Here is a 23598-nt window from a genome sequence, read left to right on the forward strand (position 1 = left end):
GTTAGCCCTCGATCGCTTCAATTTGTTTCAAAACGTAGTCAGAACCTTGTTTTTCAACTAGAAATCGGACTTTCTGACCTTCCTTGAAACCGGATAAATCCACTTCATCACCCACAGAGAAGTTCATTTCACCGGCATCCCAGTTCCATTCTGAAACCGGAAGGTGATTGAGCGTGATCATGCCAAAATCCGCCATTAGCATGCTGATGTCTCCCGTTACCCAAACGTCAGTCGCGAGAACGGTGTCATCGGCTTTGTAATCGACGATTTCGTATTGACCCGATGCGGCTTTTTGAATTTCGAACTCAATAGCTTGGCCCTTTTGCAGCGAGCCCATATCGACGCCGTCAGCGAGGGTAAAGTTCATAACCATCCCCGGCCAATCCCACTCTGGTACGGGCTGGTGGTTGATGGTCAACATGCGATGGTCTTTCATCACATCAGTGATCTCGCCCTTCGTCCAAGCCGTTTGTGCAGTGGCTTCGGTCGGTGATGAAATGCGCGATAGATCAGCCGTTTGGCTCGATTCTGAATCCAACATAAAGTGAGCTGAGGTTACGATGCGATCGTCTTGAGTCAGGCCTTGTAGTACCTCGATTTTGTCGTCAGCTTCTCGCCCGACTTCGATGCGCGTTGAGCGGTATTTGCCGTCTCCTTCAGACAACACGACGCGAGTCATACCCCCCGAGCGGATAACGGACGACTTGGGAATGGTTAATACCGCGTTGTCGCTGACAGGTTGTAAGGCAATATTGGCGAACATGTTCGGTTTCAGCTCGCCATTGGGATTAGAGAATTTAAGACGAACACGAAGCGTGCGCGTTTTAGGATCCAAAATTGGATATACATAATCGACGCTGCCTTGCCACTCTTTACCCGGAATCGCATCCAACGTCATAGTGGCGTCGCTGCCTGCTTTCATCCAGTGAGCTTGGCGCTCAAACACTTCGGCATCCACCCATACGTTTTCAAGTGGGCCTGCGCTGATCACTGCTTGAGCAGGGGATAGGTAACCACCTTCACGAACGTTCAAACTCGCGATGACGCCATCTTCCGGAGCTTTAATTTCAATAGTTTGTGATGCTTTCCCACGTTGAGTGATGGCTCTGATTTGAGAGCGATCAACACCCAGTGTCACCAAACGTTCTGTCGCGCCTTTCACCAGGCCACTACGTCCAGTTCGGTAGGCGTTCAGCAGCTCTTCTTGTGCTTTGACTAGCTCAGGCGAATACAACGTGAACAGCACGTCGCCTTTGTTGACCTTTTCACCCACGGCATTGATGTAAAGCTTTTCAACCCAGCCCGCCACGCGAACGTTGGTTTGCCACAAATGGCTTTCGTCAAACGCGATGTAGCCAACAGTTTCAATTCGAGGTGAAAGTTGCTCTAAAGAGACTTGAGCGGTTTTTACACCTAAGTTGTTTTCAACCGATGGGTCAATTTTTACCGTGCCGGGTTTGTCTTGTTCACCTGCGAGGTCTTCGGCGTACACTGGGATCAAGTCCATACCCATTGGCGATTTGCCCGGTTTGTCGCGCTTATAATTTGGATCCATTGGTGCAACCCAATAGAGTGGCTCGTTTGAGCTGCTTGCAGCGCTACCGCCTGTGCCGCTCATGTCGTGGTTTGCACCAGATAGGTACTGATTAACGCCAAACCCTAGTGCCCCGCCAACAAGCAGAGCGATGGTTGCTATCTTGATTGAATTTGAATTCATTCCTAATTCCTTATTTTCCCCATGAGGCATGACAGCGATGTTGATTGTTTATTGGTGTGCATTCGCCATCGTCCCCAAACTTGGGTTCTTTTATGTTTTTGTTTTAGTTCGCGCTTGCTTCAGGCGTGATGTTGGGTGTGGATACTTGATATTCGAAACCACCCAATAAAGCCGCTAAGTTGCTGTTTACGATGTTTAAATCGGTAATAAGACGTTGCTGTTCGAGCTTTAGCGCCAGCTCGTCTGTGCTTGCCATGATCACGTCGTTAAACTGTGCGGTGTTGTTTTGATAACCCCTTTCTACCGCGTGAATTCGAGCTTGAACTTGGGGAAGTAAGGTGGATTGATAACGCTCTAAACGCTGACTCAAGTTGGCGCGATCAACCAGCAATGTGTTGACCTTCGCGTTCATCTGAGTCAGTAACGTATCTTTTTGTGAGCGAGCAGCACCCACTTGATACTGAGCGGCGGCTAAGTTGCGGTCTTGGCGATTGCCAGTGAACAGGGGTATGTCCATTGTTAGATACGCGCTCACCAAGTCCGATGCAGGTTCGCCTTTCATATTGTTGGCTTGACGATAGGCGTACATCACTTCCACACCGAATTGAGGCGTGTAGGCTTGCTCTGCAATGTCCACTTGAGTTTCATTGGCAGAAATACTTACGTCTGCCATTTTCACCATCGGGTGCTCACTCAACTGTTGGTAGTGTTTGGTCGTTTCGCTATTTGCAGACAACTTTTGGTTCAATGACGCCCAAGTCAGTGTGTTGCTGGCTTGGAGTGTTGAGCGTCCGTTTTGGGTATAGGTATTGAGCCAGTCAGAGCCCAACCATTCTGAGAGTTGGGAGACCAAACGGCGCTGCATTTGTGCGTTGGCTTGCAGCTTTTCATCCAACTTACTCACTTGAAGCTGTGCATTCAGTAAATCTTGCGCTTCACTTTTGCCGATTGAGTAATTGGTTTGAATGAAGTTTTCCATTTCCGTCATGAGCCGACGGTTTTCTAGCAAAATTTGCTCTGCCTTCTGCTGATAGCCTAGCTCCAACCAAAGCTGAGTCATGCTGTTTGCCACTTCAAGCTCCCGTGCGTGAACTTGCAACGACAAACCATCGGCTTGTTGATTGGCTTTCTTTTGTTGAAGATCGAGCGTCGAGCCACGTTCGAACTGTTGCATCAAACCGACGGAGATATTGGTCATCGGATCTTCGTCAAATTTGAAGCTATCGACAGGCAAACCACCAAAACCGACTTTCAGTTTCGGGTCCATCAAGGTTGCGCTGGCTACGCCTGTTTCACGCATCGCTTCCGATTGAGCATAGAATTGCTTGCGGTTGCCATCGTTGCTCAACGCGATGCTAATGAGGTTTGCTAGCTCATTGGTTGATTGGGCTTGGATTGATTGAGCTTGCGCTTCTTGTTGTGCTTTCGTATTGGTTGGCGATTGCGCCACCACATTGAAAGCTGGTAGGGCAACCAGAACCAGTGAGCATGCTGGTGCCACTAAGCGATTTGGGTTGAATTCCATAATTTACATCCAAATTGATACCAAGCTCTTTTGCGTTTCGGGAACGATTGAACCGAGCGGGAGAGCGTTGGTATTTGCCAAACGGATGACGCACTTTTCTATCGCTAAATAGCAGGTAACAAGTGGAGTTACGAGCGAATAGCTGAGGTGAGCACGCTATCAGTTGGGCGCAAAGAAACTGCCTGCAAAGGGATGCAGGGTCGAATGCTTTGTATGGATTAAACTATCGGAGGCCGATACAAATCATGGGTGACTTGTACCACTGGAGCGGTGATTTCTGAGGCAATGGATGCGCGATAAGCCAGTGGGGATAGCTGGCTGACAGGGGCTGGTAACGGGACGAAAACGAATGAACAAGATGCTGTGCAGCAATTGTGGATCATGCCGGAACCATCAACACAGCTCATGGTCATTTCTGTAGAGTCGGAGCTCAACGATGAGGCCATCTCCATGCTCATGCTCGGGGAGCCACAGTGATCGTTCGCGCTTGCCATTTCTGTCATGTGTTCAGGCATCATAGCGCCACTCGACATCATTTTGATACTCATTAAAGGCGCGCTGTTAACCACGCTAGATACCAGCAGTATCAGCGTTGTACATAACGTTAGCCAAATTGTATGCAGTGATTTAAGGCGCATACGGAGTCCAGTCAAAATGAGTGTAAATAACGAGTAACCGCTTAATAATAAAGGTTACCCTAGGGGGAAAGTCAAGCATTCACCCCCAAGTAAGCGTGAGATATTTGGTGCATCTTGGGAGAGGTTAGACATATTAATCGCCAATAAATATCTCTTTATTGAGTTTTTTGTCACACGAACTTTCCATGGTAGGGGTTATCCTTATAGAATGTAAGGTTTAACGTGCCTGCTTCGGGGGTTGTATGATAGAAATTGTCATCGATGGAAAATATAGAATTGTAGAAGAGGGGCTAACCCTTCTGGAAGCAGCCAAAGTGTGTGGGGTCGAAATCCCTTCACTGTGCGGAATGAACAAAAGTAACGAGAAAATTCCGTGTGATTTGTGTGTTGTCGAAGTGGAAAGTGGCGGAACTAAGCGCGCTTGTGACCTCAAAGTGTACCGCGGTCTCAATGTCGTCACGCAATCAGAACAACTGAGTGAGCACCGCAGAAAAGCGCTCAACCGAATCATGACGGACCACTACGCCGACTGTGAAGCTCCATGCAAAACGGCGTGCCCTGCTGGGGTAGACATCCAATCTTACCTCTACCATATCTCGCAAAACGATCATCAAAAAGCGATTGAAGTTATTAAACGCACACTGCCAATGCCGTTGTCGATTGGGCGCGTGTGTCCGGCATTCTGCGAAAGTGAGTGTCGCCGTTCTTTGGTGGATGAGCCGATTGCCATTCGCCAACTCAAACGCCATGCCGCAGACGCAGATTTAGCGGCGCATGAAGCGTATGTCCCAGAGAAAAAACCAGCGAAGCATCGCAAGATCGCCGTTGTTGGTAGTGGCCCCGGTGGCTTAACGGCAGGTTATTACTTGTCGAATGAAGGTTATGACGTCACCGTATTTGAGTCCATGCCAAAAGCAGGCGGTTGGCTACGCTACGGCATTCCTGAATATCGCCTACCCAAAGACATTCTAGACAAAGAAATCGAACTGATGTGCCGCAACGGAATGCAAGTTGAAACCAACAAAAAGCTTGGTGTTGATTTCACGCTGTCTCAATTGAGTGAAGACTACGATGCTGTCTGTTTGGCTGTGGGGGCGTCTCAAGCGGTAGAAATGAATTATCCTGGTAGCGACTTGGACGGTTGCTACCTCGGTGTTGATTATCTGAAAGATTACGTTACAGAACAAAACTACGCGACGGGCAGAAAAGTTGCCGTGATTGGTGGTGGTAACACTGCGATCGACTGTGCGCGTACGGCGCGTCGTGCGGGTGCCGATACCACTTTGATCTATCGTCGAACTCGCGACGAAATGCCGGCCGAAGACTACGAAATCGTCGAAGCTGAACATGAGGGCGTGAAGTTCCATTTCTTGACGAATCCGGCGGAAAACATCGCGGATGAAAACGGCCGCGTGAAGGCAATTCGATTAGAGCGAATGGCGTTAGGTGAGCCAGATTCGTCTGGTCGTCGTAGCCCGAAACCAACGGGTGAGTTCTTTACTGAAGCATTTGATACCGTGATTGCAGCGGTATCGCAAAAGCCGGATCTCAGCTTCTTAGAAAACGATGAGCTGTCCATTCCTCTAACGCGTTGGAACACATCTGAATCCGATGCGCAAACCATGCACACGGGTACGGGCAATATCTTCAGTATCGGTGATTTTCGTCGTGGTCCTGCAACAGCGGTTGAAGCGGTGGGAGATGGGCGAGTTGCGGCAAAAGCGATTGATCTGTTCCTCAATGGAGATATGGCGGATATGCCGAAACCTGCGTTCAACTCTCGTAAAGAGAAAAAACTGGCGCAGGTTGACCCACTTCATTTTGAAAACATCCAAAAAGTTGCTCGTTCAATCATGCAGGAGTTGACTCCAGCGCAGCGTGAGCAGAGTTTTGCTGAAGTGGAACTGGGCTTTGATAACGAAGAGGCCATGAAAGAAGCGGCGCGCTGCTTAGAGTGTGGTTGTCAAGCGAACACCGACTGTGCCTTGCGAGATTACTCAACGGAATATCATGCTGAGCAACATTTCGATGTTTCCGTGGACGTTTCCTCTGCTAGCGTGATTGGCCATCAAGATTGGCTCGATTTACGTGCGAAAGATCTTCGTCATAAATACGAAGTAGACCGCAGTTCTGAGTTCATTGAATTTGATGCTAACCGCTGCATCAGTTGTGGTCAGTGTATTCAAGCATGCCGCGAGCAAGCGGTACATGGTGTGTTGAGTTTTGTGTCGGATAAAAATGGCCGACCAGCTTTACGACCAGATGATCGTCCACGATTCCGCTCCGATGAAAAAGGCGCAAGTTGCAACGGTTTGACGCTCATGGGCGATTCAAAATGCGTGCAATGTGGGGCGTGTGTTCAGGCATGTCCAACGGGCGCGATGGTGGACAGCCGTGACCGCTCTCAAGGCAGAACCGAACAGCTAAAAGCCGTCGATACCATTTGTACCTATTGTGGTGTGGGTTGTAAGTTGACCATGTTTGTCGATGAGCGACAAAACAAAATCCGCTATGTAAAAGGGGCGGATTCGCCAGTTAACCAAGGAATGCTGTGCGTGAAAGGCCGTTTTGGTTTTGATTTCATTAGCAGCGAAGAGCGTTTAACGACACCACTGATTCGTAAAGATGGTTGGTTGCAGCCAGCGAGTTGGGACGAAGCGATTCAGCTAGTGGCTTCGAAGCTTTCGACCATCAAGCAAGATTTTGGTAGCAACGCACTGGCCGGATTCTCTTCAGCGAAAACCACTAACGAAGATAACTACGCGTTTCAAAAATTCATCCGTCGTGAACTTGGTACGAACAACGTTGATCACTGCGCACGTTTGTGTCACGCATCAAGTGTGACAGGGCTTGAAGCATCGTTGGGGAGTGGTGCGATGACCAACGATATTCCGAGCATTAAGCATTCCGATGTGATCTTTATTATTGGTTCTGACACCACATCTGCGCACCCGATCATCGCTTCGCACATCAAACAGGCGATTCGTCATCACGGGGCGCGCTTGATTGTGGCAGACCCGAAACGAGTGGACATGGCTGAACATGCAGAGCTGTACTTAGCGCATCGTCCGGGCACGGATGTTATGTTGCTCAACGGCGTGATGCAGCAAATCATCAAAAATGGTTGGTACGATCAAGAATACATCGAAGAGCGCGTAGACGGCTTTGATACCTTGCTTCAAGAGGTGATGTCGCCAGCGTACAACCTCGACAAAGTTGAGTTAGTGACGGGCGTAAAAGCGGACGATATTTTCGCGATGGCGCGAATGATTGGTACGGCAAAACGCACGGCGGTGTATTACTCAATGGGTATTACCCAGCATACAACAGGGCACGACAACGTTCGTTCGATTGCAAACCTGCAATTGTTGTGTGGCAACATCGGTATTGAGGGTGGTGGTATTAACCCACTGCGTGGTCAATCAAACGTACAAGGTGCGTGTGATATGGGCGCTTTGCCGAACTGCTATCCGGGATATCAAAAAGTGTATAACCCGATTGTTCGTCAGAAATTCGCGATTGAGTGGGATGCGCCGAATTTACCTTCTGAGCAAGGGCTTACCCTAACGGAAATCATCGATGCGGCGTGCAAACGAGAAGTTCGCGGGATGTACATCATGGGCGAAAACCCAGTACTGAGCGATCCAAACCAAGCACACGTGATTGAAGGGTTAGAAGCACTCGACTTCTTGGTCGTGCAAGACATCTTCCTCACCGAGACGGCGCAGTACGCCGATGTGGTATTGCCTTCTTGTTCATTTGCGGAAAAATCCGGTCACTTCACCAATACTGAGCGACGCGTGCAGCGCGTTAATGCGGCAGTGAAAGCGCCGGGTGAGGCGAAAGAAGATTGGTGGATCATTCAAGCGATCGCAAACGCGATGGGCAGCGATTGGCATTACCAGTGTGTTTCTGAAATCACTAGCGAGATCGCGCGTGTAACGCCGCAATATGCAGGGTTGCGTTGGGACGCGATCACGCCGAACGGTGTTCAATGGCCAAGTAACAAGAACAATCCAAACGGTACTCGTATTATGCACCAAACCCAATTTACCCGAGGGAAAGGGCAAATGGTGGGCGTGCCGTTCCGTTATGCAGCCGAGTTGCCTGATGAAGAGTATCCTTTGGTGCTTACAACAGGGCGTGTGCTAGAACAGTTCCATACCGGTACGATGACACGCAAAACGAAAGGGTTGGATAACCTTGCTGGGCCAAGAGCGATGATCAGTGTTGAAGATGCTGAAGCAATTGGTATCCATAATGGTCAGCGCCTAAAAGTGTCGACTCGTCGTGGCAGTATCGAAATTGATGCGTTTGTGACCAAGCGAATGCAAAAAGGCGTCGTGTTTATCCCGTTCCATTTTGTTGAGTCGCCAGTCAACCGCTTGACGACTACGGCAACGGACCCGCATGCGAAAATTCCTGAATTCAAAGTCGCAGCGGTTAAGATTGAAATCAGTGAAACGGCCGCTCAACCAGAGCCTGTCGAGGAGGCGGTACACCACGTCTAACATCAACGCTTCACGCACTGGCGAGTTGAGAAATTGCATTTAAGCTTATGATATGTAATAGCGAAACGAGCAGTGCGTGTGTCGAGCGTTTTTAAGTGGATCATATTGCTTCTACCCGCTCTTATTTGGCTGGCGGTCAGGCAAATTGAACATATTTGGTGGGCGGAGAATCTTACCTCGATTCCCGCCCTCATTGTGTTCACTTACGTTATTTTAGCCTCGGCGTTTTTTATCGCTCGCAGATGGTTGCAAAGTGCATTTTCTGCCTTTGTCGCTATTTTGTTTGTCTCGTTACTTGTTCCGCCGCAGCGCAGTCATGTGGCGTCTTGCTCGCACTCGTTGAGCGTCATTCAATTTAATCTTTTTTACGAAAACTCAGACATCAATCAGTTCATCAACTATCTGTTGAGGCATCCTGCTGATTTGGTGGTGATGCAAGAGCTGACGCCGCGAGTTGGTAGCCTCTTGCACATGTTGGATGATGTCTATCCGCATTATCATGGTGGCCAACGTGACGTAGGGTACCCATCAAATTTGATGATTCTTAGCCGACACCCGATCACGGAGGTTTCGGTTTATCGTGCGCCAAATGGACAAGAAGTCATCAGAGCGGTTTGGTTGCCTAAAGGTCAAGCACCGATCACTTTGTTTGCGGCTCATCCACCATCACCAAGAACCAGCGAGCTTTGGCATCAAAGAAATGCGCTGGTGCGAACCATAGAAACTCTGACCGCGCTTTATCCCGAGCCAGAGGTGTTGGTTGTGGGGGATTTCAATCTCTCCTCGGTTAGCCCTCGTTTTTCTGCGCTGTTCCCGAGTTTTCAAACCGCGCCAGTGACGAGCTGGCCAACTAACATCAAAGGCATAAACGTGCCAGAGCCGATGATGATAGGTATTGATCACTTGTGGCTAAAATCTGAGCAAGGACAGCGAATCATTTGCTCTCGTGAATCCTCTGCTTTTCCACAAGGCTCAGATCACCGCATGGTGACAACCCAGATCGGTGTGCATATTCCATAGTTCAAGCTCTTAGAATTTGTCATGTTTCATAAGTAAAACCGGTGCTGAGCTTGTCATAGAATTGACTGTCTCTGACGATCCTCTGTTATTTGAGCAAGTTCTATAACCTAAACTTTGCTCGCTTCCTATACTGAATTAACGAAGCAGAGTTTTTATAACAACAAGAGGCAGCTTGCATGACAAGAACAACCTCATTTGCACTCGTTCTATTACTGATGTGCGCATACTTTGGTTACAACCGTTATTACGTGTATCCGCAGCAGTTGGAAACACAGGCCAAATCCATGTTGATACAAATGGCAAATCGCGAAGAGTGGATGGATGTGTTTGAAATGATGAACCGCGTAGAAGCTCACAAAGGGCATTTAGAGCTTGCAGCGCATGTTAAATCCTCTGATGGCAAGCGTGCTTACAGTGAAGGGTTCATCACCTATACCGACCGAGACGGGATGGTATGTAAAGAAGTGGTTTTTAACTTCAAAATTAACTCGTTGAAGAATTACAGCATTTCTGACTTACGCGATTGTTCTTTTGGTGAATATTACTAAACTGAATCGTGCCATTGAGCATTGTCAGTAAGGCATTCAAATTTCCAAACAAAAATAGCCTCTTTGTCGAGGCTATTTTTGTTTTTGCGAAAGAGAAAAATGGGTAACTTTAATCGAGCGATTTCTTAAACCTTAGTGACGCGACGACCAATCCAAATACGGTAAACCCGAGCAACCAAAGTGTATCTCGCCATAAGTCCATCAGATCCGCTCCTCGCAACACTATGCCTCGAATCATGCGCATAAAGTGAGTGGCGGGCAGGGCTTCTGAAATCCACTGTGCTGCGACTGGCATGCCCTCGTAAGGAAACATAAATCCAGACAGCAGAATCGAAGGCAGAAGAATGAACACCGTCATTTGCATGGCTTGAAGCTGTGTTGTGGCGATGGTGGATATGACCAATCCTAAAGTTAAGCTGGCGGCGATAAACAACAAGGTTCCAAACAGAATTTGGCTGATTGCACCGTTAATCGGTACGCCGAAAATCCAATGTCCCAACCCTAGAATGATGAAAACCTGAATTAAGCCGACAAAGATATATGGCACGATTTTCGCCACCATTAGCTCTATCGAGTGGATGGGCGTGGTGATCAATAGCTCCAAATTTCCCCGTTCACGTTCTCGTACAATCGCGGCACTGGTGAACAAAATCATCGTCATGGTGAGAATCACACCGAGTAAGCCGGGTACGATATTGACCGCAGAACGCCGACTTGGGTTGTAGTAGAGTGCGACTTCGAATGTTTTGCTTGGCGCTGGGCGAATCTCGAAATCAAAATCGGTCAATGGCATGGTTTGCAACGACAATATTGCCGAGCTGATCATGGTATCTGACCCATCCACAATCCATTGGCCAAGCTCTCGACCTTGCATCATGCGTTGTGTGAGATCGCTTGGCAAAATCAGCACGGCGCGCACAATACCATCTTGAATCGCTTGTTCAGCCTCTTGCGCGGTGGCATAGGTTTCTTTGATATCCACCACTTGAGTGACTTTGACGGACTGGGTAATGATCCGCCCGGCGGTACTGCCACTTTGGTCGACAACACCTACCGGAATGTTGCGAATGTCCGTATTGATTGCGAAACCGAACAGCAAAAGCTGGATAAGTGGGATCATCACCACCATGCCAAATGTGATTCGGTCACGGGAAAGTTGGCGAATCTCTTTGATCATGACGGCTTTCATGCGAGCGATAGGTTTCATCATTGGCGGCCTTTCCCTGTCACGCTGACAAAAACATCTTCTAAGCTTGGGCGAGCGTGGTTCATCTCAGCGTTTTGAAGTTCAGGAAACGTCTGCTTTAACCATTCAATCGGCTGCTCGACATGCTGGTGGATAAGGATGCGTAAACGAATCCCCAACTGCGCCGCAGAGCGAACTTCGTCACGTTGAATCAGCTTTTCTTTGAGTTCACGAAGTTTGTCGGCTTTCACCTCAATGATATTAACGCCCATCTGTTCCATTAACTGTTCGGGTTCGCCATCAGCACGAATTTCGCCCGATTCCATGATCGCCAGACGGTGGCAGCGTTCCGCTTCGTCCATGTAATGCGTGGTGACCAAAATCGTCGTACCTTGATCGCACAAGTCGAACAACTGCTCCCAAAAATCGCGTCGATTTTCGGGGTCAACGGCGGATGTCGGCTCATCTAAAAATAGCAGTTCGGGTTTGTGCATGGTCGCCGCGGCGAGTGAAAGGCGCTGCTTTTGACCGCCACTCATGCCGCTTACGCGCTGTTTGCGCAATTGATCCAACCCGTAAGTGGTGAGCTGCTCTTCTATCCGCTCTTTCAGCGACTGGCTGCTTAAACCGAAAATTTGCCCAATAAATTCGAGGTTTTCTTGAACGGATAGGTCGTCGTACAACGAGAACTTTTGTGTCATGTAGCCAATTTTGAGCCGCAGTTGTTCGGATTGTTTTGGGATTTCTAATCCAAGCACATCCACACTGCCTTCGCTTGGGCTGAGAAGGCCGGTGAGCACACGAATGGTGGTCGACTTACCGCAACCATTTGGCCCCAAAAATCCGTAAATGCTGCCTTTGGGCACGTTGAGTGTGATGTTATTGATAGCAGTAAAGTCGCCGAACTTTTTGACCACATTTTGAGCTTGAATTGCATACTCGGTCATTGGCTTACTCCACCAAATCTACTTGGGCAGGCACACCTGACGGCAACGTTTTTGCAGACTCAGGTAAATCAACTTCTGCTAGATACATCAATCGTGAACGTTCTTCTTCGGTTAGTGCGAAGTAGGGCGTGAATGAAGGCTCACTAGCCACCCAACGAACGGTGCCTTGTAATGGACTCTCAAGACCATCGACATTCACCGTCACGGTTTTCCCAGGAATAAACCCGATTCGATAATCGGCAGGAACATACACTCGCGCATACGGCACGCGGTTGGCTTGAATCACGGCAACCACACCGTTCACTGGTACGCGTTCGCCAAGATTGTAAGGCAAATTATCGAGCGTACCGTCACGCGTGGCCGTGATGGTGAGTTCTGCCAGCTTTTGCTCTTGCAACGCCACTTCGGCTTTTGCCGCCATTAAAGCGGCTTTAGCTTGTTCGATGTCTTCGAGGCGGGAACCTGCGGTGAGCTTACTGAACTCTTCTTTTGCTGAGTCTAATTCGGCTCTCGCCGAGTCCCTTGCCGCAAGAGCGGAATCTTTTTCGGATTGACTGATGAGTTTTTTACGCACTAGTTCTGCTTTGCGTTGATAGTTTTTCTGCGCTTCGGTGAGCTGCGCTTCCGCTCGGGCTACGCGAGCCGATGCGGCAGCAATGTCTTCTGGGCGTTCACCATTGGTCAATTTAAGCAAATACGCTCCCGCTTTGGCTTGCTCGGCAACGGCGTGTGCAAGAACTGCTTGTTGATTCTTGGTATCGAGCTGAACCAACACTTCCCCTTCACTGACCAAGCTGCCTTCTTTTACTGGAAGGGCTCTAATTATCTCATTAGATGTGGCGGTAAACGTTACGCGGTCACGCTCTAGGGTGCCAAGCGCTTGGTGCGTGTTATCTTTTGAACAGGCGCTTAAAAGGGCAATAATCAATGTGCCAAAAATGATTCGCTTCATAGTGCGGTGCTTCCTTTGAAGAAGTAATGCATGAATAGATAACTTGCGAACGGGAGCGTGTTGATTGAGCCCGCTAACCCGTCGCTAACCGCCATCCATAACGATTTCTTTTTAGAGCTTAGCATTTTATCTACAAGCGATTCTTTTTAAATAGAGAGGCTTAGCGTTGGAAGTGGGCTATGAAGGCCTCAATTTAAAGAACCTTGACCAAGCTCCGGTTTTTATCGGCAAATGACATTAAAAAAGCCCAGCGATCATCGCTGGGCTTGAATAGATAAGAATGACGTTAGTGACTATGCCGTTTTGAATTGGCCGACGATCTCTTGTAGACCTACCGCCAGCTCACTTAAATCGCGACATGCAATTGCTGTTTGGCGTGAACCTGTCGCCACTTCGCTAGAGAACTGGTTGATGTGTTCCACGTTACGATGCAGCTCTTCTGTTACCGAGCTTTGCTCGCTGCAAGCACTCGCAATTTGAATGCTCATTTCAGCAATGTTATCTGCGCCTTTTTCGATTTGGTCGATGGTTGCACCGGCTTTTTGTGCTTGCTCAACGCACTCTTGAATCAAATCGCTGCTGTTGTTTGTTGCTGAAACGGCACTCTTCGAACAATTTTGCAGTTTAGAGATGATCGTGATGATCTCTTCGGTTGAAGCTTGAGTGCGGCTTGCTAGCGTTCTCACTTCATCCGCTACGACGGCAAAACCACGGCCTTGTTCACCAGCGCGCGCAGCTTCAATGGCAGCGTTAAGCGCAAGCAAGTTGGTTTGTTCCGCGATGTCTTGGATAACGTCAACCACAACACTGATGTTAGACGCATCTTGTTCCAGTTCTGTCACCATGTTGCCAACCGATTGAATCGCCAATGATGCTTCGTGGATTTGGTTAATACATTCTTGAACGACACCGCGGCCTTCTTTCGCATCGTGAGAAGCACTGTTTGCTGTTTCTGACGCGGCTTCGGTGTTGCTGGCGACTTCATTTACTGTCGCTTGCATCTCGTTCATTGCTGTTGCGATAAGGTTTAGCTGAACTTGTTGTTCATCCATGCCTGTTGAAGTCTGTTCGGAAATCGCGCTCACTTCTTCAATGGCGGTGCCTACTTGAGCTGTGGTTGACGAGATACTGTCGACCAAAGTAAGCAACTTCGCTTGCATATCAACGCAGGCATCTGCCAAGGTGCCAAGCTCATCATGGCCAATTTTGTTACGTGGAAGCTGGTAAGTTAGGTCGCCTGACGCGATTTTCGACGCCATGTTTACCACGTAATTTAGTGGTGTGCAGATCTGTTTGGTTAGGAATAGGCCTAGCGTAAAACTCAATGCCAATAGCGCGACGATAGCAATAATGCTGTAGGTGATTGCGCTGCGCACTGCTTCATGAGCGCTAGCAATATCTTCTTGTACGTAGGTTTGGTTTAGTTCCACTAAATCACGAATCGCATCGGATAATTGTGTGAATGTAGAAAATCCGTTTAACAATGTTTCATTTGCTTCATCGATTTTATTGTTCAATAGCAACTTCGCGTATTCATTGTTAAACGCACTGTATTTAACCCAGGCACTTTTTACTTTATTGAAAGCGTCTCGGTCGCGTTGATCCCATAGTCCTTTCTCATATTGGTCTAGATATTTATCAATTTTCTGTTCAGATTTTTCTAATCCGGCTACCCATTCCATGAATTGAGGGTGATTCACATTGGTTAATAAAGAGAATTCATCCTTTCTTAAAATTCCGAGTTCAATTTCGGTATTTTTTACGAGCAATACGCTAGGTACGGTGGTTTCAGAAAATACGGTAAGTTTTCCTTCTATCATCTTGATTTCAGATGTAAAGAAAACGGAGAGAGCGATAACAGATAACGAAATGATCAAAATCAGCGCACTGATTTTATACTTGATACTTAAATTAGAAAGTTTCATAGACTCACTGATAATGGGGGTTTGAAAGGCTCGGAGTCTATTACTGAGATTTGAAATATAGTGTGATTAATGTCTCAAATAAATTTATCGTGAATAAAATTAAGTCGTAATCTAAATGTTCATAATTAAAATAAATCCTTGTTATTTATGAAATTAATTATAATTTATAAATAAATGGAAATTAATAATGTGTTTCAATTTGGTATTTATAGGAAAATTAACTGTTACATGGTTATTATTTATTTTATCCCGATTTTTGTTTCTTATTATAGCGTTTGCTAATGAAACTTAGATCTTGAACATAAAATACATTCTTCGTCTTTAATATAACACTTGAAAATAACCGTAAGTCGAGGCTTTCATACTCAAGGCTGACATACAGTTTAAAACGCTAAACCACTTTAACTGCAAACGGCGATGTCGTTGCGGTTTTAAATGAGCAATTGCTTCACATTTTAAGTGGCTGATTCGTAAAATGGATTGCGGTCTGCCATGACAATAGGCAAGGTGTTGAATAATACGAATCACTCATATAAGGCCATCCATGACAACAACTGGTCACGTGCATTTTTATATTGGCACTTACACCAACCCACCGAGTACGAGCACGGGCATTGCGCGTCTATCGTTGAACACTGAAACGGGTGAGCTGACTCGGCTTGACGATGTTGTAGTTCAACGTAATCCGTCCTATCTCACGACCACCGAACACGGGCTGTATACGTTTAGCGAAATGGATAGAAATGAAGGTGCAGAGCTCGCGTTTTTTCGCGGTAGTGAATCCGTCTCTTTGCCGATTAATGGCGATTATCCGTGTCATTTGGATATCAAAGAACCGTTGTTGGCGGTTGCTAATTATGGCTCTGGAAATGTTAGCGTATTTCAATTGGATCGCGATGGTAAACCGCTTGGTTTATTGGCGGATTTATACGTTGATGGATGCGGGCCGAATTTAGAGCGCCAAACTTCTCCTCACGCTCATCAAGTCACGTTTTTAAAGCACAGTCATCAATTGGTTGTCGTAGACTTAGGCAGCGATAGCGTCCTTATTTATGATTACGATGCCCAGCCGGATTTTTCACTGTCGCAAGTGATTCATTTACCCGCAGGTTCGGGACCGCGCCATCTGGTGTTTAACCAACAAGAGTCGACAGCGTATGTGGTTTGCGAACTGTCAGAAACCATGATTGTGCTGGTTAAGCACCAAGATAAATGGCTTATCTCGAATCAAACAGAATTATTAGAAGGGGAAGAGAATCAGCAAGCGGCGGCGGCGATTCGTCTTTCGCAAGATGAAACGTTTTTGTATGTCTCTTGCCGAGCTCAGAACAAAATCAGTGTGTTTGATGTGTCTGGCGATACGCCGAAAAGGCGAGCAGCCATTCACTGTGAAGGGTTTTTTCCACGAGATTTTGTGTTGTCTCATGATCAAAAGTGGTTGTTGGTTGCCAATCAACATTCCAACAATGTGGTGAGCTTTCGTCGCAATCCTCAAACAGGTGAAATTACCCCCACGGGTTATGACTGTGAGATAGGCTCTCCAGTGTGTATTGTCGAACAACCTTTGTAACGAATAACGCAGAAGCAGCAGGAAATAGAAAAGCCTAGCGGGCGGCTAGGCTTTCAGGATAAAAACAGTTAACGCCAATCTTCAACGTACAGTTAGACGTAAATTTTGCCTTTCATATACAACACACCATCACCAGATACTTTGACGTAATCCTCCTTGACTTCGCAGTACAGAACGCCACCACGCGCTGATGCTTGATACGCCACTAAAGATGCTTTGCCGAGCTCTTGCGCCCAATATGGTGCTAAGCCTGCGTGGATTGATCCTGTGACAGGGTCTTCATCTCCGCCGTTCGCTGGCCAAAAGTAGCGAGATACAAAGTCGTATTGACTGCCTTTTGATGTGACGACGACGTCGTAAGGGGCGAGTTGTTTCAGTTGGTCGGATCGATATTGAACATCGAAAACGGTTTGCTCATCTTCCACGATGACGAAGTAAGCTTGTGGGCTAAGCAGTACGTGTGTTACTTCGCAGTTTAATCCCTCAATTAATTGCGTAGGAATGGCGTTGACGGGGTGTGGCGCTCTTGTCGGAAATGTCATTTCAATCTTGCCAAGTGCGTTCTTAATTACGGTTAAGGTGCCCACTTTTAATGTGTGAAACTCAATACTTCCTGTAACGCCGAGTTGATCGAACAACACCATGGAAGCGGCGAGCGTTGCGTGTCCACAAAAGTCGATTTCTGTAAGTGGTGAAAACCAGCGTATTTCATATTGATTCGTCCCAATCGTTTTAACAAACGCGGTTTCAGAGAGGTTGTTTTCCGTTGCAATGTTTTGCATCAGCTCTGGTTCTAACCACTCTTGCAAGGGCACGACTGCTGCTGAGTTGCCTTTAAATTGCGTGTCTGTAAATGCGTCAACGACGTAGATATCCAGTTCCATTTTGTCTTCCTTGTTCTCTGAGCAATTAGTTAGCATAAACCAGATGCAACTCAGAGAATAAGAAATTTATGCTTGAATCTTAAAGTGTCAAAATAGACGATGATTTTATATTTTGTGATACTTATTGATGTGTCTTGGCCTGTGTTGATGAATAGACTTGAATTGAACTCACTAAAAGGAAGAAACACATGAAAGCGATTCACAAGTCTGTTTTGGCCCTTAGCGTTTTGGTGATCGGCTCTGCCCATGCTTTTGAACTAACGAGCAAAGATATTCAAGAAGGTCATCCAATGGCGAAGACATTTGAATATTCAGGTTGGGGATGTGATGGTGCGAACCAGTCTCCACAACTGATGTGGAAAGACGTTCCAAAGGGTACAAAAAGCTTTGCGATTACCGCGTACGATCCCGATGCACCAACAGGTAGTGGTTTTTGGCATTGGATAGCGTTTGATATTCCAGCCTCAGTTAACGAATTGCCTCGTGGCGTTGATATCAGCAAGCTCGGCGGTAGGGAGTCTCGTATCGATTACGGTACTACTGGTTTTGGCGGCGCATGTCCTCCAGAAAAAGATGGTATGCACCGCTATCAGTTTACCGTTTGGGCCTTACCAAGTGACAAGTTGAACTTGGATGAGAACACGCCAGCGGCGGTTGTGGGATTCACGTTGAATAATGTCGCATTGGACAAAGCGAAGTTAACCGCCACTTACACACGATAATTGAATAAGAAAGGGGAGAAGATGAGTCACCAATATCAAGTCACGTTATTTCGTGCGGAGCAGCAGCAAAAGCTGCGTAACGTTCGGATTCATTCCCCGAGTATTATCCAGATCATTAAAGGGAGTAAGCGTCTGTTTTGGAAAGACGAAGCGTTCGATATTCTTCATCCTAATATCATGCTTTGTGAAGCAAACGCTTCGCTGAATTTTGAAAACCTTCCTCAGCAAGGGCGTTTTCTCTCTCGAATGTTCAGCTTTCACTGTGTGCCTAGTGATGACATGCTGGAGCTGAGTATGAGCAATGCGTTTGGCGAAAATGTACCCGCAGTGGAGGCAGATAAAGCATTGCAAGCAACGCTGAATGCGCTGTTTTCTTTTGAGCAAGAAAGCTTGAGTGAAGCGACGCAACGTTATTGGGTGTTGGGGTTGTATCAGCAGTTAGCGGAAAGGGGATTGTTGCATCGACTTTTTACCAGCTCGAATACCTCATTTAGCGAAAAACTCAGCCGCTATTTGTCACGCTCTCCGGGCGATGAGCATCCTTTGGAACGGGTAGCTGAGCGCTTTGCTATGAGCCGAGCAACGTTGATACGCAAACTCAAGCAAGAGGGTACTCAGTATCGGGAAGTGCTGGCAGAAGTGCGTTTAAATCACGCACTCTACCTGATGCAAAATGGTGCGTATAACGTAGCGTTGCTCGCGCAGTTGTGTGGCTATCAATCGGAAGGGCGTTTTAGCCAACGCTTTAAAGGCAAGTTTGGTTTAACGCCCAGCGAGTACATCAAAACCGTTGCCAGTTAGTACCTAACATTGCTATTTGGCTCGGTCTCAATGTTTCCCATTTTAGCTTTTGTATTTGGTTTTCATCCGCAGTGCGACGTTAACCAAAGCAATCAGAACCGGAACTTCGATCAACGGGCCAATTACGCCAGCGAATGCCTGGTCGGAATTCAGGCCAAATACAGCAATGGAAACCGCAATTGCCAACTCAAAGTTGTTACCCGTTGCCGTAAATGCGATTGAGGCATTTTTATCGTAGGGGATGCCCATTCTCTTCCCGATAAAGAAGCTGGCAAAAAACATCAGTACGAAGTAGATCGCTAGTGGGACTGCGACGCGGAACACATCCATTGGCAGTTGTAAAATCATCTCTCCTTTGAGGCTGAACATCAGCACGATGGTGGCGAGCAAAGCGATCAAAGTAATGGGTGAAATTCGAGGAATAAACACATCGTTGTACCACTTCTCACCCTTTGCAGCGACTAACCACTTGCGACTGAGAAAACCAGCAAGGAAAGGAATTCCTAAGTAAATCAATACGCTTTCTGCAATGTCACCCATGGAAATATCAACCACAAAGCCTTCATAGCCAAAGAATGGTGGAAGTACCGTGATGAATAGCCAAGCCATAACGCTGTAAGTCAGAATTTGAAATGCGCTATTTAATGCCACTAAGGCCGCGCCATATTCTTTGTTGCCGCCGCCAATATCATTCCACACTAAAACCATAGCGATGCAGCGTGCAAGGCCAATCAAAATAATGCCAACCATGTAACCCGGATGATCACCAAGAAAGGTTAAGGCAAGAACGAACATCAGGATTGGACCGACGATCCAGTTCATAACCAGAGACAGCGTGATGGCCTTTTTATCTCTCGTTACCGTTCCCAATAGACCGTAGTTCACCTTGGCGAGTGGTGGGTACATCATCAAAATCAAACCAATGGCGAGCGGTACGTTCGTACTACCAACGGACATTGCTTCGTTCCATTCTGCTACTTGCGGGTAGACTGCGCCTATCCCCACGCCGATGGCCATTGCGACAAAAATCCAGACCGTTAAGTAGCGATCAAGAAAGCTCATTTTTTCACTGGCACTATTTAAAACTTCAGTCGTCATAGTGGTCTCTATTCGTTTATCGTCGAAAGGCGATGTATTAAGTTATAGTTTATCTTTGCGCGCGTGGAAAGCGCGCAACGTGTCTTAGCTAAATAAACCGGAAAACTGAGCGTTAAACGCGTTCAGTTTTTCACGTTGAATACGGTAACAAACCTTTGGCGGGTTGGGTTCTGCACTGATAAACCCGGCCTGTTTTAGAATGCGTAAGTGTTCTGATACAGTCGATTGCGCTAAACCTAACTCAGAGACTAAATCGCTATTTAAGCAGCCACCCATGGTGTCTAAAGTGTGAAGAATATGCAGAATGCGTAAGCGAGCAGGATGAGACAGCGCTTTCGCTTGAGCGGCGAGTGCTTGTTCTTTATCGAGTTGTTGTTGCGTGGTTTCAAAAGCAATTTGGCACGTTTCGTTGCATTTGTTGCTCATGAGCAGACCTTTATAGTTAATCGTCGAATTGCGATTAAGTGTACGTGTGCTTTTTCTAAGGCGCAACTGTTGAAAGGAGAATTGAAGATAAGAGATGTCAAAAAAAGGGAAGGGATGTGTCTCGCAAATATTTGGCGGACTAACAAAGAATTCGGTCAAATGGCAGCAAGTAAAAAAGCAGAACTCAAAGATACGACGAATTGGGGGTGTGGTATCAGGAGCTAAGTTCTGCTTGGGGGTTAGGTTGTGAGCAATTTTCTATATTTCCTGCGAGCCAAATCAGTATGGTGAAAAAAGGGGAGGTAAAAAAGAGAGTAGATTTCTTCGCTTTATTCCCGATAAGACCAAATAGGTGGGTTTTTCCTACAATATAGGGACGAAATGCTAGTAAAAGGGGAACAAAGTGTTTGGAAGTTTTCTTATTTTATTGCCGCCAAGTTCAGTAAAATACGCCTATTCAATGACCTCCTAGAGTTAAGGTACGTGCGGTGTCTGATCTCAACTTATTTCGTTATTACCAACGCTTGCTCTCTTTTGGTGTTGGTAATGAAGCAAAAACTACGCTGCAAGAAATCGCCGATTTGTTGTTTACTTCGCCTCGTCATGCGCGCAGTTTGTTGGCGCAGATGCAAGAGATAGCGTGGTTAAGTTGGCGACCAAAACCAGGACGGAACCAACGTTCAACATTGTTGTTAAACGTTGAACTCAGCGCGCTGAAAGAAAGCCTTGCACTAGAGCGGATCAAGCTTGGTAAGTACGAGAAAGCGCTGTCGATTCTGGATGAAGATGAAGCCGCATTTGGGCGACTCCTCAAAACAACGTCGGGCGCATCGGTAAAAGAGGGGCGGCTCAATATTCAGCTAACCTACAAACGCATGTTTGAGCGTGTTGTTCCTCATCAATTGCAGCGAAGCAGTGAGCGCTTTTTGCTACGCCAAATTTATTGCTGTTTGGTATCAAGTGATTATTACGGGCGCGTAAAACCAGAGCTGGCGCACCATTGGCGATACGATGAGCAAAAATTCGAATGGACGTTTTACCTTCGCCCCGGACTTACCTTCCACAATGGCAACCCAATAGATGCCGACACGGTGGTGAGTTTGTTTGCCAAATTGAGCTCACTAGAATACTACGAGAAAGAACTCGCGCATGTGGCGAACGTGACTGCGCCAAACCCTCTCAAAGTGGTGTTTACACTTAACCGACCTGACTTGGGTTTTGCTGGGCTTATTTCTGGCGTGAAATATGGCATTCGGCCCGTGAGTCAGGTGAACGTTGCGAACAACAAGTTGGTGGTGGGGAGTGGTCCATTTTCCGTCGTTGAACACAGTGAAAACCGTTTGAAACTGCAAGCGTTTGATGGCTATTACGCGTGTCGAGTACTAACGGATTTGGTGACGATCTGGATCGTCAACGATGAAAAGATGGAGAACCCATCGCTCGCTGCGAATACTCTGCAACCACAGCCAGTCCTTGTTGATGACATGTGCGGTCACTACATGTCGACACCGAACAGTGAAACGTCCCCAGCGAGCAAACGCAGTCGAACGGAAGACGGTTGTTTGTTCGCACTGTTTAACCATCATGCGAAGCACGCTTTGTCTCAGGCTCAGCGCCGATACATCAGTGATTTGATTCGACCGGAGCAGTTAGCCGAAGTGATGAAGAGCGAAAAGATCAATTTTGGTAGCGTCGCTGCTTATAACTTGTTGCCAAACTGGAAACCGGTGTTGCGCCCCTTTGGAGATGTGGTCAAGTTGCCAAAGCTGATCACCATCGCAGGGTACAATTACACGGCGCTACGCCGGTGCGCGCGAGCGATTTCTTCGCGTTTAGAGCGTGCGGGCAGCCGAGTGGAGATTGTTATGTACTCCTACCGAGAACTGAGCGAGAAAGCCAAAAACGGCACGCTTGATGAGACTCTGGTTGTCACCAATATCAACTTGGACGATAACCGTCATGCGTCTGCGTTTAGCAACTTCTTTAGCAATGCTGTGCTTTACCACACCTTAGGGGCGCAAAATGCGGCGTGGTTGGATGCTCAAATGGAAAATGTCCGTGCATTCTCACCGCTTGAAGATTACTTGAGCGCGTTAGAGCCGATCGCGTCCACATTGATTAGCGAATATTGGATTGCACCGATGTTCCACCATACTCAGACGCTACGTTTTCAAGGGGTCTTGGAAGATGTCGCACTCACAAACTGGGGATGGCCAGACATACGATCCGTTTGGTCTGCGGACTGATCAAAACCGCCTGAAGGGCGGTTTTTTTGTGTCTGTAGTTTGGTGAAAGCCAGTGACGTTTTTATTTCTTCTAGCCAACAAATGTGATGTTTATCTACGTTTTAGTGTGAGCTATCAATAAATGGCCCGAAATGAACTTTGAAATTAATCACGAATTATATCGAGTCAATAGGTCTAATGTGATCTGATTTAAATAATGTAACTTTAAGAATGTTTTCTAGAAAGTGATTTTGTTCAAAATTCGTCTATTGACTTGTTGTTCAAATAAAATTTGTAGATTTTTTACGTGCGGGATTTTTGAGATCTGTCCATTTAAACAAATTGACAGGCTTTAAAGTGTGATTCGAAGCGCAAAAGTAGCTCGGTTGCGCGGTTGGGACTCTGTTATTGATAATTAACCCATCAGATGACGAACTGTTGATAGGGTTAAATATGCTGTACGAGTTAATCGACCACGAACTAGTAGATGTAATTAATGATCGCGCTTACCAATGGCAAGATGCGGTTAAAAAGACCACTCAATACCTAGAAAATAAAGGTTACGTCTCCCAGCACTATGCTGATGCGATCATCCGTTCAACGGAAGAAAACGGTCCTTACTATGTGTTATGCCCTGGATTGGCTATGCCACATGCCCGACCTGAAACTGGCGTTTTAAAAACAGGCTTAGGCATCCATATTTTCCCATCACCTGTTGATTTTGGATCGGATCTCGGTCCGGCCAATATTCTTATTACCTTAGCTGCGAAAGACTCTGATACCCACATTGAGGTGATTCAAGCGTTGAGCGAGATGTTTGTGGATGAAGAGAACATTGCAAAACTGGCACAAGCCTCTTCCAAAGAACAAGTGCTAGACATAATAAAAGCATACTAAAAGGAA

Annotated in this window: 18 protein-coding genes; 8 read left to right on the plus strand and 10 right to left on the minus strand. The window is 46.9% G+C overall.

Features of this window, described 5'->3' with window-relative positions:
* Position 1: 1 nt before the first annotated feature.
* The 3 genes from DYB02_RS22615 to DYB02_RS22630 form a co-directional block, all read right to left on the minus strand.
* Complete coding sequence (locus DYB02_RS22615) at positions 2-1717, minus strand: efflux RND transporter periplasmic adaptor subunit (protein ID WP_029822543.1); 1716 nt, start codon at positions 1715-1717, stop codon at positions 2-4.
* A 103-nt stretch (positions 1718-1820) separates the two neighbouring features.
* A complete protein-coding gene (locus DYB02_RS22620) occupies positions 1821-3242 on the minus strand; it encodes a TolC family protein (RefSeq protein ID WP_029804190.1) in 1422 nt (473 codons plus the stop codon).
* 218 nt (positions 3243-3460) lie between these two features.
* Entirely contained in the window at positions 3461-3880 is a 420-nt protein-coding gene (locus DYB02_RS22630; protein WP_017447880.1) for a hypothetical protein, read from the minus strand.
* A 242-nt stretch (positions 3881-4122) separates the two neighbouring features.
* Between DYB02_RS22630 and fdhF the strand changes: the two genes are divergently transcribed.
* The 3 genes from fdhF (at position 4123) to DYB02_RS22645 (ending at position 9959) form a co-directional block, all read left to right on the plus strand.
* The gene (gene fdhF / locus DYB02_RS22635; RefSeq protein WP_029804192.1) at positions 4123-8391 is read left to right on the plus strand and encodes a formate dehydrogenase subunit alpha; all 4269 of its coding nucleotides are present in this window, start codon (positions 4123-4125) and stop codon (positions 8389-8391) included.
* Positions 8392-8463: 72 nt separating this feature from the next.
* Positions 8464-9411, plus strand: coding sequence for an endonuclease/exonuclease/phosphatase family protein (locus tag DYB02_RS22640; protein ID WP_031822838.1), 948 nt, complete (start codon positions 8464-8466; stop codon positions 9409-9411).
* Between the two features lie 176 nt (positions 9412-9587).
* Entirely contained in the window at positions 9588-9959 is a 372-nt protein-coding gene (locus tag DYB02_RS22645; protein WP_005487881.1) for a hypothetical protein, read from the plus strand.
* Between the two features lie 109 nt (positions 9960-10068).
* Here DYB02_RS22645 and DYB02_RS22650 read toward each other — a convergent pair whose 3' ends face one another.
* From DYB02_RS22650 to DYB02_RS22665, 4 genes are all read right to left on the minus strand, one after another.
* On the minus strand, positions 10069-11166 hold the full coding sequence (locus DYB02_RS22650; protein ID WP_005498311.1) for an ABC transporter permease: 1098 nt from the start codon (positions 11164-11166) through the stop codon (positions 10069-10071).
* On the minus strand, positions 11166-12092 hold the full coding sequence (locus DYB02_RS22655) for an ABC transporter ATP-binding protein (protein WP_015312993.1): 927 nt from the start codon (positions 12090-12092) through the stop codon (positions 11166-11168). Before DYB02_RS22655 ends, DYB02_RS22650 begins: the two co-directional genes overlap by 1 nt.
* A 4-nt stretch (positions 12093-12096) precedes the next feature.
* Positions 12097-13044, minus strand: coding sequence for an HlyD family secretion protein (locus tag DYB02_RS22660; protein ID WP_005462020.1), 948 nt, complete (start codon positions 13042-13044; stop codon positions 12097-12099).
* Between the two features lie 293 nt (positions 13045-13337).
* Complete coding sequence (locus tag DYB02_RS22665) at positions 13338-14969, minus strand: methyl-accepting chemotaxis protein (RefSeq protein ID WP_015312995.1); 1632 nt, start codon at positions 14967-14969, stop codon at positions 13338-13340.
* 544 nt (positions 14970-15513) lie between these two features.
* Here DYB02_RS22665 and DYB02_RS22675 point away from each other — a divergent pair.
* A complete protein-coding gene (locus DYB02_RS22675) occupies positions 15514-16539 on the plus strand; it encodes a lactonase family protein (RefSeq protein WP_029804194.1) in 1026 nt (341 codons plus the stop codon).
* 92 nt (positions 16540-16631) lie between these two features.
* Here the strand turns inward: DYB02_RS22675 and DYB02_RS22680 are convergent, their stop codons facing one another.
* Positions 16632-17423, minus strand: coding sequence for a PhzF family phenazine biosynthesis protein (locus DYB02_RS22680; protein ID WP_029804195.1), 792 nt, complete (start codon positions 17421-17423; stop codon positions 16632-16634).
* 188 nt (positions 17424-17611) lie between these two features.
* On the opposite strand from DYB02_RS22680, the gene DYB02_RS22685 reads away from it, so the two are divergent.
* The gene (locus DYB02_RS22685; protein WP_029804197.1) at positions 17612-18145 is read left to right on the plus strand and encodes a YbhB/YbcL family Raf kinase inhibitor-like protein; all 534 of its coding nucleotides are present in this window, start codon (positions 17612-17614) and stop codon (positions 18143-18145) included.
* A 21-nt stretch (positions 18146-18166) separates the two neighbouring features.
* Positions 18167-18946 (plus strand): helix-turn-helix transcriptional regulator, encoded by a 780-nt coding sequence (locus DYB02_RS22690; RefSeq protein ID WP_029804199.1) that lies wholly within the window; start codon positions 18167-18169, stop codon positions 18944-18946.
* A 42-nt stretch (positions 18947-18988) separates the two neighbouring features.
* Here DYB02_RS22690 and arsB read toward each other — a convergent pair whose 3' ends face one another.
* Both arsB and DYB02_RS22700 read right to left on the minus strand, forming a co-directional pair.
* Positions 18989-20044 carry an ACR3 family arsenite efflux transporter gene (gene arsB / locus DYB02_RS22695; RefSeq protein ID WP_015313000.1) on the minus strand — a complete coding sequence of 352 codons (1056 nt, stop codon included), beginning with the start codon at positions 20042-20044 and terminating at the stop codon, positions 18989-18991.
* Between the two features lie 84 nt (positions 20045-20128).
* Positions 20129-20470: an ArsR/SmtB family transcription factor gene (locus tag DYB02_RS22700; RefSeq protein ID WP_005482591.1), complete on the minus strand. Its 342-nt coding sequence runs from the start codon at positions 20468-20470 to the stop codon at positions 20129-20131.
* A 488-nt stretch (positions 20471-20958) separates the two neighbouring features.
* On the opposite strand from DYB02_RS22700, the gene DYB02_RS22705 reads away from it, so the two are divergent.
* Both DYB02_RS22705 and DYB02_RS22715 read left to right on the plus strand, forming a co-directional pair.
* A complete protein-coding gene (locus DYB02_RS22705) occupies positions 20959-22716 on the plus strand; it encodes an SgrR family transcriptional regulator (RefSeq protein WP_029862089.1) in 1758 nt (585 codons plus the stop codon).
* A 432-nt stretch (positions 22717-23148) separates the two neighbouring features.
* Positions 23149-23592, plus strand: coding sequence for a PTS sugar transporter subunit IIA (locus tag DYB02_RS22715; RefSeq protein WP_005391226.1), 444 nt, complete (start codon positions 23149-23151; stop codon positions 23590-23592).
* Positions 23593-23598: the final 6 nt, after the last annotated feature.

This window comes from Vibrio parahaemolyticus (assembly GCF_900460535.1).
Classification (GTDB): domain Bacteria; phylum Pseudomonadota; class Gammaproteobacteria; order Enterobacterales; family Vibrionaceae; genus Vibrio; species Vibrio parahaemolyticus.

Excerpts from the sequence above, each read along its gene's own strand:
- DYB02_RS22615 (WP_029822543.1), bottom strand. The coding sequence starts at position 1,717 with ATGAATTCAAATTCAATCAAGATAGCAACCATCGCTCTGCTTGTTGGC.
- DYB02_RS22620 (WP_029804190.1), bottom strand. The coding sequence starts at position 3,242 with ATGGAATTCAACCCAAATCGCTTAGTGGCACCAGCATGCTCACTGGTT.
- DYB02_RS22630 (WP_017447880.1), bottom strand. The coding sequence starts at position 3,880 with ATGCGCCTTAAATCACTGCATACAATTTGGCTAACGTTATGTACAACG.
- fdhF (WP_029804192.1), top strand. The coding sequence starts at position 4,123 with ATGATAGAAATTGTCATCGATGGAAAATATAGAATTGTAGAAGAGGGG.
- DYB02_RS22645 (WP_005487881.1), top strand. The coding sequence starts at position 9,588 with ATGACAAGAACAACCTCATTTGCACTCGTTCTATTACTGATGTGCGCA.
- DYB02_RS22650 (WP_005498311.1), bottom strand. The coding sequence starts at position 11,166 with ATGAAACCTATCGCTCGCATGAAAGCCGTCATGATCAAAGAGATTCGC.
- DYB02_RS22655 (WP_015312993.1), bottom strand. The coding sequence starts at position 12,092 with ATGACCGAGTATGCAATTCAAGCTCAAAATGTGGTCAAAAAGTTCGGC.
- DYB02_RS22660 (WP_005462020.1), bottom strand. The coding sequence starts at position 13,044 with ATGAAGCGAATCATTTTTGGCACATTGATTATTGCCCTTTTAAGCGCC.
- DYB02_RS22665 (WP_015312995.1), bottom strand. The coding sequence starts at position 14,969 with ATGAAACTTTCTAATTTAAGTATCAAGTATAAAATCAGTGCGCTGATT.
- DYB02_RS22675 (WP_029804194.1), top strand. The coding sequence starts at position 15,514 with ATGACAACAACTGGTCACGTGCATTTTTATATTGGCACTTACACCAAC.
- DYB02_RS22680 (WP_029804195.1), bottom strand. The coding sequence starts at position 17,423 with ATGGAACTGGATATCTACGTCGTTGACGCATTTACAGACACGCAATTT.
- DYB02_RS22685 (WP_029804197.1), top strand. The coding sequence starts at position 17,612 with ATGAAAGCGATTCACAAGTCTGTTTTGGCCCTTAGCGTTTTGGTGATC.
- DYB02_RS22690 (WP_029804199.1), top strand. The coding sequence starts at position 18,167 with ATGAGTCACCAATATCAAGTCACGTTATTTCGTGCGGAGCAGCAGCAA.
- arsB (WP_015313000.1), bottom strand. The coding sequence starts at position 20,044 with ATGACGACTGAAGTTTTAAATAGTGCCAGTGAAAAAATGAGCTTTCTT.
- DYB02_RS22700 (WP_005482591.1), bottom strand. The coding sequence starts at position 20,470 with ATGAGCAACAAATGCAACGAAACGTGCCAAATTGCTTTTGAAACCACG.
- DYB02_RS22715 (WP_005391226.1), top strand. The coding sequence starts at position 23,149 with ATGCTGTACGAGTTAATCGACCACGAACTAGTAGATGTAATTAATGAT.